The organism is Sporosarcina sp. ZBG7A, from assembly GCF_000813425.1.
In the GTDB taxonomy this organism is placed as follows: domain Bacteria; phylum Bacillota; class Bacilli; order Bacillales_A; family Planococcaceae; genus Sporosarcina.
This window is the reverse complement of sequence record NZ_JWIB01000037.1, coordinates 107,579-121,677: the sequence shown is the minus strand read 5'-3', so window position 1 is coordinate 121,677 and position 14,099 is coordinate 107,579. Positions and strand designations below refer to the sequence as shown.

The 14,099-nt window shown below is 41.8% G+C and carries 9 protein-coding genes; 3 read left to right on the top strand and 6 right to left on the bottom strand.

Annotated features, from left to right (window positions below; genetic code table 11):
* Window positions 1–230: 230 nt before the first annotated feature.
* The 5 genes from RL70_RS13885 to RL70_RS13865 all read right to left on the bottom strand — a co-directional run bounded on the left by RL70_RS13885 (window position 231) and on the right by RL70_RS13865 (window position 8,463).
* Window positions 231–2,393 carry an EAL domain-containing protein gene (locus RL70_RS13885; protein ID WP_039043993.1) on the bottom strand — a complete coding sequence of 721 codons (2,163 nt, stop codon included), beginning with the start codon at window positions 2,391–2,393 and terminating at the stop codon, window positions 231–233.
* Between the two features lie 212 nt (window positions 2,394–2,605).
* A complete protein-coding gene (gene cydC, locus RL70_RS13880) occupies window positions 2,606–4,336 on the bottom strand; it encodes a thiol reductant ABC exporter subunit CydC (RefSeq protein WP_039043992.1) in 1,731 nt (576 codons plus the stop codon).
* The gene (cydD, locus tag RL70_RS13875) at window positions 4,333–6,057 is read right to left on the bottom strand and encodes a thiol reductant ABC exporter subunit CydD (protein WP_039043991.1); all 1,725 of its coding nucleotides are present in this window, start codon (window positions 6,055–6,057) and stop codon (window positions 4,333–4,335) included. The genes cydC and cydD overlap by 4 nt, the downstream gene beginning before the upstream one ends.
* Window positions 6,057–7,073, bottom strand: a complete 1,017-nt coding sequence (gene cydB, locus RL70_RS13870) for a cytochrome d ubiquinol oxidase subunit II (RefSeq protein ID WP_039043990.1) — start codon at window positions 7,071–7,073, stop codon at window positions 6,057–6,059. The genes cydD and cydB overlap by 1 nt, the downstream gene beginning before the upstream one ends.
* Window positions 7,060–8,463: a cytochrome ubiquinol oxidase subunit I gene (locus RL70_RS13865; protein ID WP_039043989.1), complete on the bottom strand. Its 1,404-nt coding sequence runs from the start codon at window positions 8,461–8,463 to the stop codon at window positions 7,060–7,062. The genes cydB and RL70_RS13865 overlap by 14 nt, the downstream gene beginning before the upstream one ends.
* A 316-nt stretch (window positions 8,464–8,779) precedes the next feature.
* Here RL70_RS13865 and RL70_RS13860 point away from each other — a divergent pair, with 316 nt between their 5' ends.
* The gene (locus tag RL70_RS13860; RefSeq protein WP_039043988.1) at window positions 8,780–10,258 is read left to right on the top strand and encodes a catalase; all 1,479 of its coding nucleotides are present in this window, start codon (window positions 8,780–8,782) and stop codon (window positions 10,256–10,258) included.
* 70 nt (window positions 10,259–10,328) lie between these two features.
* Here the strand turns inward: RL70_RS13860 and RL70_RS13855 are convergent, their stop codons facing one another.
* Window positions 10,329–11,852, bottom strand: coding sequence for a polysaccharide deacetylase family protein (locus RL70_RS13855; protein ID WP_039043987.1), 1,524 nt, complete (start codon window positions 11,850–11,852; stop codon window positions 10,329–10,331).
* 302 nt (window positions 11,853–12,154) lie between these two features.
* Here RL70_RS13855 and RL70_RS13850 point away from each other — a divergent pair, with 302 nt between their 5' ends.
* The gene (locus RL70_RS13850; RefSeq protein ID WP_039043986.1) at window positions 12,155–13,129 is read left to right on the top strand and encodes a rhodanese-related sulfurtransferase; all 975 of its coding nucleotides are present in this window, start codon (window positions 12,155–12,157) and stop codon (window positions 13,127–13,129) included.
* A gap of 141 nt (window positions 13,130–13,270) precedes the next feature.
* On the top strand, window positions 13,271–14,095 hold the full coding sequence (locus RL70_RS13845; protein ID WP_039043985.1) for an undecaprenyl phosphate translocase family protein: 825 nt from the start codon (window positions 13,271–13,273) through the stop codon (window positions 14,093–14,095).
* Window positions 14,096–14,099 lie beyond the last annotated feature (4 nt).

The following is a 14,099-nucleotide window of genomic DNA, read 5'->3' as shown; positions in this document are numbered from 1 at the left end:
GTGTTTTGAAGACCCCGCAGGAAAAGCCGTAACGAAGAACGGCTTTTGCGAGCATAAGTGCAACGTTGGGAGCACATCTTTGCATTCGAAGCGATGAGGAGGCTGAGGGCAAGCCCCCGGAAAGCGCCCGTCCGGAACGGAGATCAACGGCCTGTGGTTATCCTTCATTTTCAGAGTCAACGATGCAAAAGACAAAACACCCCGCTAAGCACGGAGTGTTTTTATGTTGTTCAAAGAAGTTTAAATGCTTGGTTGGGTGGAACTGGTTTACTGAAATAGTAGCCTTGGATACGATCTGCTCCGATTTCTTTTAACACATCCAGCTGTTCTTTCGTTTCCACTCCTTCCATGATGGTCACTTGACCTAGCCCCGAAGCAATTGAAACTATTCCTCTCAAAACCGATGCAGCTTGCGAATCAGCACTGTCTAAGTCATCCAAAAATGAACGATCCACTTTCAAATATTGAAACGGTAGTAGGCTTAGAATCGCCAATGAAGAATACCCCGTACCGAAATCATCTAACGCTGTGCTAATTCCAAGATCGTTCAACTTTGTAACAGTTTGTAGCGCTTTTTCACTATCTTCAACAACAACCGATTCGGTAATTTCGAATACCAGACTATCCGGCGATGCTTTTGTTTCTAACAAGATATCCTGTACTCGTGAGATAAAGGATTCATCTAGAAGCTGTTTCACGGAAACATTCACTGTGACATAAAGCTCAGAAAACCCTTCACTCCGCCATTTCCTAACCTGTAATGCCGCCTCTTGAATAATCCAATCCCCAACTTCCAAGATCATCCCCGACTCTTCCAGTAGTGGAATGAACTCTAATGGGCTCACCATACCGAATTCAGCTGAATCCCAGCGGAGTAACGACTCGAAGCTTACGAACTTATCGTCCTGAAAACTAAAAATCGGCTGGTAAACGAGTTTGAATTCTCCTCGATTTAATGCGTCAGAGAGTTCCTTTACGAATAATTTCCGCTCACTATCGAGTTGTTCCAGTTTGTCAGTAAAATAGGCGTACGGTGTTTCTGTCAAACGTCGTGCCTCTTGACAAGCAAATACGACATCGTTAATGAATTGAGTAGCTTTTCCTTTTGAGTCGACATCTACGTTCCGAATACCTGCGTAAACCTTCAAACGTATGGTTTCATGGTTCACACTTTCGAAAGGTCTTTGGATAAGATCACACAAGTTAGCCGTTATTTCTTCGGCTTGCTTCCTTGTTCTGTTTCCAGGGAGCAACACCGCGAACTCTCCTCCTCCGATTCGATAAGTCGTATGCCTTTCAACTAACCCATCAGAAAGCCTCTTCCCTACTTTCATTAGGATTTGGTTACCGCTCTCGTACCCAGCCCAGTTGTTAATATTTTTGAATTCAAGTAGGTTTAAAAGAATGATAGTGCTAGACTCCTGTTTTTCCTGCTGGAAGTAATTGACGTCTTCTTCTAATTTCACCAAGTTGCCTAATTGGGTAAGGACATCTTGACGGGCAGCACGTCGTTGTCTTTTCTCCAACTTTAAAATATAAAGATAACTTCCAATCGACATTATCAAAACCAAACATGCAATGAATGTATAATGCCATCGCTTCGCTGACATCTTTTCCATATCAGGATGTCCGGCAGAATCGACCGCGGTTATCCAATCATTCCAAGCCATTTTGTAAAAAAGGTAATGTGCTGATTTCTCATCTTCCACCACTACACCAGACGGTGCATTTGGAATTTCGTCCAAAATTCGTTGACTCTTGTGAATGGAGTCCGCTTCCGAAATTTCATCCCCAGATGTATAGACGACCTGCTCGTTTTTTATTAAATAGACCGTTCCGAGTAAGGACGTATCGCTCACGAGACGATGGATAATGTCAGTCATACTAATAACACCTGAGAGCACACCGATGACTTTACCGTCTTTGTTTACAGGCACTGAAATTGCGGTTACCTGAAGATCAGGATTTTGTTCAAAATTAAATAACTCACTCGTTGTGATATGTCCTGACATCGCGCGGTCAAACGCTTCACGCTCTTTCACTGAAAAACGCGAACCGTCAGCCGCCATGATTTCTCCATCTGGAGATATGAACCCAAGCCCTGCTAAAAATGGCATTTTACTATTTTGTTGCTTTAAAAATGATTGCAATTCTTCTTTATCATCCGCAATGATAGCTATGTATTTCGCAATGAGCTCCAGTTCCCCAACTCGTTCGTTCCCAAAACGATTCGCTTCGTCAGCAACATCGTCCAACAATTCCCCTGTCTCATTGTAAACCGCATCGGCAGATTCAGTTCTCTCACTCTTATATTCATTTACAAGAAAAAGCACGGTCACAACGAATACTAATGATAAGATGATCAATGCTAGCGGCTTTTTTGTTGTCCCCATGGTGGTCTCCTATCTATCATAATAGAGTTCACGCAGTTCTATTATGGACGTTTTTATATCCTCTTCTTGTATATCGTCATTCCTCAAACAAAACTAAGTAATTCTCAAAAAACAAGAAAAAAACTATGACAAATGTAGTTGTAAACCACATTCGTCATAGTCTTTTCTGTTTACTATATATTCCCTTAGGACCCATTTATGACTAATCGAATTTAGATCCCACGGTCCAGCTCAACAAGACGCCGATAGCGAGCTGAACTTTCAAGTAGTTCGTTGTGTGTTCCTTCATCCGATATTTCTCCAGCTTCTAAAAACACAATATTGTCCATCAGTTCCATCCCCATCAAATGATGGGTAATCCAGATGACAGTTTTCCCTTTCAGACTTTCTATCATCGTCTGAATGAGGTCACGTTCTGTTTCTGGGTCAAGTCCGACTGCCGGCTCATCCACAATGACAACAGGAGTGTGATTTAACAAAATACGGGCGAGCGCAATACGCTGCCTCTCACCTCCTGAGAATCGGCGGCCAGCTTCTTCCGTTTGCGTTTGAAGGCCATCAGGCAGTTTGTTGAGATAATCCTCTAAACCGACCTGACGAATAACCCGTTCAACTTCCTCCGTTGTAGCAGAAGGATTCCCAAGACGAATATTATTTTCAATCGTCGTGCCAAATAAATAAGGTTTTTGGTTTAACACGCTCACGATTTGATGAATATTTTCACCATATTGTTCTGGTGATCTACCGTTTATCTGAATCGTCCCGTCATCTGGCTTCAACGCACCTAATAAAAGCTGAACAAACGTCGATTTACCTGCACCACTTTTACCAAGAATCGCTACTTTATCCCCTTGTTTAATCTCAAGGGTGGCTTGTTTCAAGGCTTGTCTTTTTTCCGACTCGTATGCATATGACACACCTTCTACTAGGATATCTACAGTTGAAGGAATTTCATCCACTGTTTCAGATGACTTGAATACCGACTGGGCTGTATCTTCTGTGTGTTGGATACGCGCAAACGATTCGTTGTAAGCAGGAATTCTTTCCACAGCATGTGAAATCGGAATTAATGATTCGATAATTGGGAGCGTAACGAGCGTAAATGCTGCAATATAGGTTGGCAAAATAGTACCTTCTATAGCCTGCATTCCTGCCCAAACTCCTACAATCACTGTAATGACACCAGAAATCAGATGCAGTTGGAATGTTCTATTCTGATCCCGTTTTGCAAGTTCTTTGTCTGTTTCATAACTATCATTGCGCTCTGCCTTGAATTTACTTAGGAAATCCGAGGTTCTGCTACTGATGAGCCAATCGCGAATTCCGTAAACGGCATCACCAAGTGTATGATACAACCTCGTATGTTGTTGTTTCGATTTCTGTTGGTGTTTTTTCATCATCACTAATGACAACATCGGATAGACGAACGCGATCACACTCAAACAGAGTCCGATGAACAAACCGAATTTCCAATCAAAAACAGACACGGATACGGTTGCAAATACAAATATGAACAATCCACTTATCGTCGGGAATAGCGTACGGATGTAAACGTCTTGTAAATGCTCGATATCATCCGCCAATGTCCCTAGCAAGTCGCCCCGCTTAAAACGTGAGCGGATGAACAACGCTTGTGGTTCTAATGCACGGTATAGGCGCACGCGCATTTCAGATAACACTTTCAATACGGCGTTATGCCCTGTCATCCGTTCAGCATAACTGAATGCTGCACGAGATAAACCAAACGCACGGACTAAGACAATTGGAACGTACACAAGCAAAATGGTTTCTGGACGTTCAGAAGCAGCGGAAATCAAGTACCCCGACGCAAAAATTAGAAGAGCAGCAGATAAGGATGCGCAAATGCCTAATAGAACAGTAACCGACATTAACTTCCAATACTTACTCATATATGGAGTAACGAAGCTTTTGACGTAGTTCATAGCACCATCCCTTCCCGCTGTGCACGTGCTAATTTGCTGTAGACTCCGTCTTGAGCAGACAGTTCTTCGTGAGTTCCTTGTTCAGCAATATGTCCATCTTCCATGACAAGAATCCAGTCCATCTCTTTCATCCAGTGCAAACGATGTGTTGCAAAGAACACGAGACGATCTTCAAGTATCGGGAGTAGCAATTGTTTGATCTCATGTTCTGTTTCGATATCTAAATGGGCTGTCGGTTCATCCAACAACAAGACTGAGGTATCCTCTAACAATGCACGGGCAATCGCAACACGCTGTTCTTCCCCTCCGGAAAGTGGTCGTCCACCTTGACCAATCATTTCATCATAGCCATTCGACAATTCACCGACCAGTTGTTCCAGCCCTGCTGCTTGTGCGGCTTTAAAAACCGTGTCGTCACTTGCTTCTGGATGATAAAAACGAATGTTATTTGCAAGAGTATCTGAGAAAATCGTCGGGTGTTGTGGAATGTACGTCACTTGTTTGCGCCAGGAATCTGAAGCAAGCGAATCCACAGATTGTTCTCCGATTTTAAATTCACCACTAGTTGGAGAGGTGAAGCCAGCCAACAAGTCAACCAGTGTAGACTTACCAGCCCCTGAAGCACCGATAATTCCGATTTTTTGTGCACCAGTCGCAGAAAACTGTACATCTTTTGTAATTTCGATATCATGATCTCCTAGTTTTCCAATGGAGATCGCTGAAAAGCTGCTTGTTTTTGTAACAATAGGAACGATAACAGCATCTTGTTGAACGTTTGCTTCTGATTCAGCAAGCAATGCACGGATTTCATCAGCAGCATCTTTTCCATCCATCGTTGCATGGAAATCAGCGCCCAAATCACGGACCGGTAAAAAGTATTCAGGTGCTAAAATTAGAATCACAAGTGCTGCTTCAAGTCCAATTCCCCCGTTGATTAGTCTCAATCCAAGTTCAACTGCAACTAACGCAACAGAAAGACTTGAGAAGAAATCCAGCGAGAACGAAGACAGAAATGCATAGCTTAACGAGCGATTTGTTGCAACTCGGTATTTGTCACTCACTTCTTCAATTGCTTTCTCATGAGATTTACTACGCCCTAGAAACTTAAGCGTTTCAATCCCTTGAATGGAATCCGCAAAGTGTCTTGAGAGTTGACGGTACGTCCCCATTTGGTCATCAATCTTTTTCTTCGATACAATTCCGATTAAAATTAGAAAGACAATCAAAATTGGCATCACAAGGAAAAGGGTCACGCCAGACATTAAATCGGACGTGACAATATAGAGCAAAATTACAACTGGAATGATTCCCATCGATAACGATCTCGGTATGAACAGTTCCACGTATTTACGGAATTTCGGGACACCTTCTAAGGTAAGGGTCAACAACGAGCCTGAGCCTTGTCTTGCTACCATTCCTGTCCCATCCCGTAGGAGCGCTTCAGCGAGCTGGTCTTGGTAAGAGCGAGCAATATCATCCGCAAACTTAAGTGCAACTCGTTCTTTCCCCCATTGGAGGGAATGACGAATCGCATGAGCAACAAAAAACACGGCAAGCGATATAACGGTTCCCTTCCATTCTAGCCCGTGAAACATCCGGGTAATGGCTGAAGACAAGGAGAGGGCTTGTAGGATGATGAAAGCCGCTTGAAAGACTGTCAAAATCCCGACAAGCGCAAAGGTTTTCTTGCTGCCGTTATACCGAAGAAGATGTCGGTCCATCAATGTTCTAGATGCTCCACATCTTCCGTAATCCGTTTACGGAATACATAGTAACTCCAAATTGTATACGCAATAACAATCGGTATCATTGTAAGCGCAACGAACGTCATTAATTTCAACGAATAATCACCAGATGCTGCTGCCCGGATAGTCATGTTGTATGCAGAATCAAGTGAGCTGATCATTACGTTCGGGAACAGTCCGATGAAGAACGAAGCCATCACCGCAATGAGAGTAATCCCTGTAATTGTGAAACTGAATGCCTCGCGTCCTTTAGCAATTAAACGATGAAGGAACGCATATAATACGAAGACTACTGCAAACAGTGGAATCAGGATCGGTCCTCTGTCCGCGAATGCTTCCGTGTATACAGCTGTTAACGCAACAAACGCAATCATCACGACGCCTGTTGCCCAATAAATCGTAAGTGCAGCTTCTTTTGCACGTGTACGAAGGGATCCTTCTGTTTTCAATGTCACAAATATCAATCCGTGTAAATAAGAGAGAAGCACAAATGCAACTCCGCCTATCACAGTGTAGACATTGACGAAATCAGTGAAACTTGCGTAGATGTTCATATCTGCATCTACAGGCATACCTTTCAGCATGCTTGAGAATAAGACACCTAATAGGAAAGGTGGTAGAATACTACCCGCAAAGATTGCCCAATCCCACGTTTTCACCCATTTGTCCGATTCGATTTTCTCTCTGAATTCAAACGCAACGCCACGGGCGATCAGTGCCATTAGCAACACGACAAACGGTAAGTAATACCCGCTGAAAACCGTTGCATACCAATGAGGAAACGCCGCAAACATTGCTCCACCCGCAGTGATCAGCCAAACTTCGTTAGCATCCCAGACAGGCCCAATCGTATGAATTAACATTTTTTTATCCGTTTCATTTTTAGCAAGGAACTTTATACTCATTCCCACACCGAAGTCAAATCCTTCTAGAAATATAAACCCTATGAACAATACAGCGATCAGCACAAACCATAACTCACTTAGAGCCATTAGACACGCCTCCTACATTAAACGGATCTGTAACGGATACGTCTTTTTGCTTACGCTCTTCAGGTCCGCGTTGAATGACCTTTACAAATAATATAACCATAATGATCCCGAGAATCGCATAGATTGTTGAGAATGAAATCAGTGAGAACAAAATCTGTCCCGCTGAAACGTTAGGTGACACTCCATCTGCAGTCTTCATGAGACCATTGACGACCCATGGTTGACGGCCGATTTCTGACATGATCCAACCGAACGAATTCCCGATGAACGGTAGGAAAATGACTGGAATCATCACTTTCAAATACCAAGTTGTTGAAGCGATTTTTTTGCGGAACAATAGGAACAAACCAAGAATACTCGTAACAACGAGTGCTCCACCTGTTCCCGCCATGATGCGGAAACTCCAGAATGTTGTTTTCACTGGAGGAATGTAATCTCCCTCACCATACTTCTCAATCATCTGCTTTTCTAGACTTTCCATACCTAATACTTTACCTGAGAACTCATTATAAGTGAGATAGCTTAGTAAATAAGGTATTTCGATTCGCCCAGTCGTTACACGATTTTCTGTATCGATATTACCGATAAGTGTCCAAGCTGCAGGATCTGCACTGTCTTGCCAAAGTCCTTCAGCAGCAGCCATTTTCATAGGCTGGGCATGCATCAAATACTGAGCCTGAGAGTGACCAGTGAACGCAAGACCTAATCCACCTACAAGACCAACGAGCAAACCGATTCCGATAGACTTCTTAAAGAAATCTACTTGACGCTTCTTAACAAGATAGAATGCGCTAACTCCGACAACGAAGAATGCACCCGTTGCAATACTTCCGAAAATCGTATGCGGGAATGCTACCCAAAGTTTTTCGTTTGTAAGAAGTGCGACAATGTCGTTCATTTCTGCACGGCCGTTCTGTAATACGTAGCCTACAGGATTTTGCATGAACGAGTTCGCTGCAAGAATCCAGAATGCAGACATAATTGTTCCAATAGAAACAAGCCATATAGAAGCTAGGTGAAGTTTCTTAGACAGCTTTTGAGCTCCAAAGATCCAAATCCCTATAAATGTAGACTCCAAGAAAAATGCTAGTAAAGCTTCAACAGCCAATGGAGCTCCAAAAATATCTCCTACGAATCTGGAATATGTCGACCAGTTCATCCCGAATTGGAATTCCTGGAAAATTCCTGTTACGACTCCAATTGCAAAGTTTATGAGGAAGAACACACTCCAAAACTTTGTCATTTTCATATAAATCTCTTTCTTTTTAACAACGTAGAGCGTTTGCATGATCGCTATGATCAGCGCCAATCCGATAGACAACGGGACAAATATAAAGTGAAATAATGTTGTCGATGCGAACTGGATTCGTGAAAGTAAAACCTCTTCCATCTCTACCTCTCCCCTCAATCTCAATCTGTCTCCATTATAAATTAAACGCCAAAATAGTTTGTGAGCAATTAGCGTATGATCTGTTACAAAGCTCAAAACTTCAGGGGGTTTTCAGGGTCTAATGTTGAAATGTTGTCACAAGGTACTGTTTTCGTAGAAATCATCACCCAAAAATAGAATTCTTGTAACTCTAACTATCTGTTAACAATAACTTTTACTTAACGATAATGATTCTAAACAAAATGCTAGCTATCTAAGAAACCCTCTGCTATAGTTAACTTACAGTTTCACACACCCTTACATAGGAGGAATACACATGAACAATAATGAGAATGGATCTAGAAATAAGTTAACAACTGCTGCAGGTGCTCCTGTAGTTGATAATCAGAATTCAATATCTGCAGGTCCAAGAGGTCCTCTACTGCTTCAAGATGTATGGCTCATTGAAAAGCTTGCTCACTTCGATCGGGAAGTCATTCCTGAACGCCGCATGCACGCAAAAGGATCAGGTGCATATGGTACCTTTACAGTGACGAATGACATTACGAAGTACACAAAAGCAAAAATCTTCTCCGAAGTGGGGAAGAAAACCGAAATGTTTGCACGTTTCTCAACGGTTGCAGGTGAACGTGGTGCAGCGGACGCAGAACGTGACATCCGCGGATTTTCATTGAAGTTCTACACAGAAGAAGGAAACTGGGATATGGTCGGAAATAACACGCCTGTCTTCTTCTTTAGAGATCCACTTCAATTTCCAGATTTGAATCACGCGGTTAAGCGGGATCCACGCACTAACTTAAGAAGCGCGACAAACAATTGGGATTTCTGGACATCACTACCGGAAGCACTTCATCAAATCACGATTTTGATGAGTGAACGTGGAATCCCACGCACATATCGTCATATGCACGGTTTTGGAAGCCATACCTATAGCTTCATTAGCCCAGACAACGAGCGTTACTATGTGAAATTCCATTTCCGCTCACAGCAAGGAATTGAAAGCCTAACAGATGAGGAAGCTAGCAAAACAATCGCAACAGATCGTGAAAGCCATCAGCGCGATTTACTTCTCAGTATCGACAATGGCGATTTCCCGAAATGGAAAATGTACGTTCAAGTGATGACTGAAGAAGAAGCAGCAAATATGCCTTACAATCCGTTTGACTTAACAAAAGTTTGGTACAAAGGCGACTTCCCTCTTATTGAAGTAGGTGAGTTTGAACTAAACAGAAATCCAGAGAACTACTTTGCAGAAGTCGAACAAGCAGCCTTCACTCCAGCTGCAGTCGTTCCAGGAATCAGCTTTTCACCAGACAAAATGTTGCAAGCGCGTCTTTTCTCTTATGGCGATGCACAGCGTTACCGTCTAGGTGTCAATCATCACCAAATTCCAGTGAATGCTCCAAAATGTCCGTTCCACAGTTTCCATCGTGACGGCCAAATGCGTGTAGACGGCAATCATGGTAGCAGAACTTCATACGAGCCGAACAGTGTAGGTGAGTGGCAAGAACAACCTGATTTCAGAGAACCTCCATTGAAATTGCACGGTGCTGCAGATCACTGGAATTTCCGTGAAGATGATGATGATTACTTCACACAACCAGGAAAACTCTTCAATCTTATGGATGATGAACAAAAACAACTGCTATTCAGTAATACAGCGGACAATATGGGCGATGCACCAAAAGAAATTAAAATCAGACACATCAAACACTGTCATTACGCGGATCCAGCTTATGGTGAAGGTGTTGCGAAAGCACTTGATATCTCTATGGAAGATGTGCTCGTCAACTAAGCGTTTGACTAAAATCATCATATAAAAAAAGAACGTACAGGGATTTAGAATTCCTCTGTACGTTCTTTTTTCATTTGTGTAATTCAGAAACAGGGACAAATTTATATCCCTGGCTTTGTAAATAAGCCATGACACTATCCAATCCGTCCGCTGTTGACTGATGGATGTCGTGCATTAAAACGGTGCTACCATCATTAGTCGTCTTTTTCACTTCTTCTAGCAGCTTATTAGCATCTCGATACTTCCAATCTAGCGTGTCCACATTCCATAATGTGATAGGTGGGATGGTTTGCTTGGTCAACTGCTCCGTATAAGCACCATATGGAGGTCGGAAAACAGTCGGCTTCTCCCCAGTCACTTTTTGGATGATGGCAGTGGTACGATTAATCTCCTCTAATGCCTTTGGTAATGGCATTTTACTTAAATCGGGGTGATTCCAAGAATGATTTCCGATTTCATGACCTGCTGCTTTCACAGCTTTAGCCGTCTCAGGATAATATTCTACGCGACTTCCCAGCATGAAAAACGTTGCTTTCGCATCATACTTTTTTAACGTATCCAGTATTTGAATTGTAGTTTTAGGATCTGGACCATCATCGAATGTAAGTGCGATTCTCTTTTCATGCGGTGCTTCTGATTGAGGTGGCGCAGTTTCTCCCCCTGCTTGCTGATCATCTTTCGTTCCATCATTTTTAGAGCTATTTTCCTTATCTTTTACATTCTCAGGATTCTCTTTACTAGAAGAACCAGGTTTGTCCACTTTATCGCTTCCAGTTTGTGGTGCTGCAGCTACTTGAAATTCCGGTTTTAACAAGTCATTCATTTCGTCGATGGGAATTTTTACAATCTGAGGTCCAGCCTTCCCATTTTTCAATGAGCCACGTTCGAAATAGAATACCATGGACTTTTCAGTAATCGCATAATTTTCATAGTTTTTCCATTCTGGTTCCGTACGGACTTGCATTTTGTCGCTAATCAATCCATCGTTTAATTTGTCTGTTTGCTGGATAGTATTTCTGACTCGCTCTGTCATTTTTTGCAACGTACTTGGGTCTTCCTTGAAAACAGTTTGTATATTAAGCTGCTCGCCTGTTTTTGAATTTAAGTGGAATGACTCAATTTCTGAAAGACGTTTACTTCCTTGAAGAGACTGGTTATTCATCAATACAAAGGAATAGTTCCCTTTCTTATCAACATGCGTTTCATAAGAAATGTTAAGTTCGCTTTTTCTTTTGTTATCTTCTATTTTCACATTACGGATCGCTTCGAAATAGCTTTTCTTCGCTTGTTTGATATACGTTAGCACATTATCATTAAAGTCTTCATTTTTACTTTGTGGATATTGAACTGCATATTTTCCTAATGGGTCATTTGAGGTTTCAGTAACGATTTTAATACCATCGTATTTGGAGTCTGACTTGTCCACAACAACCGCATCTTTGTCAGATGATGGACTTTGGGCAGATTTTAATTGATTGTCAGAACTTCCTTTTGAAAAAACTAGCAGAATGGCTGTCATTGCTAAAAATACTATAATTGTTGTCAGCAATACATCGATTAATTTAAATCTTCCGTTTCCGAACGTTTTCTTCATAACTGTAAAACCCCTTCATACGTATACTTCCAAATAATCTACGTCATCAAAATCAGCAGAATTTCATTTCCATGGAAAAATCTAGTTTCTATATCTATACTAAATACTAGTACAAAAGTTGATAGATTACAATTGTTTCTAGTCGAATTTTGTTCACTTTTTCAGATTCAGTTTTTGTGATATACTGTCATTGTCCCGGATCTTGCAAATGCGGGTTGCTTTTATGTGTAAAAAACTGTAATTGCACCGGGCCGACTGTTTTACCCTATTGCAAAGTGAAAAAACAGAAGGTGGTTAGGACCATGGAAAAAGAAAATTATCGAGTATTGTTGTTTTACAAGTACGTTCAAATTGAAGATCCCGAAACGTTTGCTGCGGAGCATCTGCAATTTTGTAAGGAAACCGGCTTAAAAGGCAGGATTTTAGTAGGTGAAGAAGGCATTAACGGAACATGTTCAGGTACCATCGCACAAACAGATGCGTATATGGACCATATGAAGAGTGATCCGCGTTTTGAAGACCTTTGGTTTAAAATAGATGATTCAGAAGGACACGCATTCAAAAAAATGCACGTGCGCCCACGTAAAGAAATCGTCAATTTAAGCTTGGAAGATGATGTGAATCCTTTAGAAACTACAGGAACTTATCTTTCTCCTGACGAATTTTTAGAACAAATGCAAGATGAAAACACAGTCGTCATTGACGCGCGTAATGACTACGAATACGATATAGGTCATTTCCGCGGTGCCATCCGACCAGACATCGAAAACTTCCGTGATTTACCTGATTGGGTTCGGGAAAACAAAGAACAGCTTGAAGGTAAGAAAGTTCTTGCCTATTGCACAGGTGGAATCCGCTGTGAAAAATTCACAGGGTGGTTGAAGCGTGAAGGATATGAGGACGTGGGACAATTACACGGCGGAATCGTCACGTACGGTAAAGACCCAGTTGCGAAAGGTCAATTATGGGACGGACAATGTTATGTATTTGATGAGCGGATTGCAGTGCCTGTAAACCAAGTCGAGCACGTAATTGTCGGCCGTGATCACTTTGACAGTTCACCTTGTGAGCGCTATGTAAACTGTGCGAATCCTGAATGTAATGCTAAAATCCTTTGCTCAGAAGAAAACGAACATATGTACATGCGTAGTTGTTCAGACGAATGCCGTACACATCCACGTAACCGGTATTTTGTTGAACACGACCTAACTAAAGAAGAGTTCAATAATCGGTTGGCAAAGATTGAAGCTCACCGTGCAGAAACACACGTATCATAATGAATGAAAATGGCGCATAGACGGCACCATCCGACTATGCGTTTTTCTATGCCTGAATCTCCCCTTATTTGTAGGTAGAATAGGAACATTTCCTTTCTAAGTTACGTCATAGATTCAAGCACTAAATTGGAGGATGTACAAATGGAATGGAGAAATATTTATAGAGGGTTCTTAATGGGTATAAGTGATTTAATACCCGGAGTAAGCGGAGGAACTATTGCTTTTATGTTAGGGATTTATGACCGTTTACTCACTTCAATCAGTGGCATTTTCAGTAAAGATTGGCGAAAACATATCGGCTTCCTATTACCACTTGCGATAGGAATGGGTATGACGTTATTACTGTTTAGCCGAGTAATCAAATTCTTATTAGCAAATTACAATGCTCCAACTCAGTTCTTTTTCATGGGGTTAATTATCGGAATTCTACCTTTCATGGCAAAGCAAGCAAAAATAAAATCAACGTTTAAAGCATGGCATTATGTTGTCTTACTGGTAGTTGGTGTTTTGTTAGCGATGACTGCATTTATAGCGCCGGCTGATACAACTATCATTACATCCTTGACACCTGCCACTACAGTCGTATTGTTTTTATCAGGCTGGGCTGCGAGCACAGCGATGCTATTGCCAGGTATTAGTGGTTCCTTTGTACTTCTATTGCTCGGTATGTATTCAACAGCAATTGGAGCATTATCTGACTTCAATATCCCTATCATCATTGTAATTGGATTAGGTGTTGTTTTAGGTTTTGTCATTAGCAGTAAAATCATCCATTACCTACTCAACCAACACGCAACATTGACCTTTGCAATTATTATTGGTCTCATCATCGGTTCTATTTTCGTCATTTACCCGGGTATTCCTGAAAGTGGTACTCCGTTTGTTATGAGCGCGGTTGCACTAATTATGGGACTACTTGTCTCAAATTTGTTTAGCCCACCTGAGGCAGATTCTAAAACGAAGTAAACAA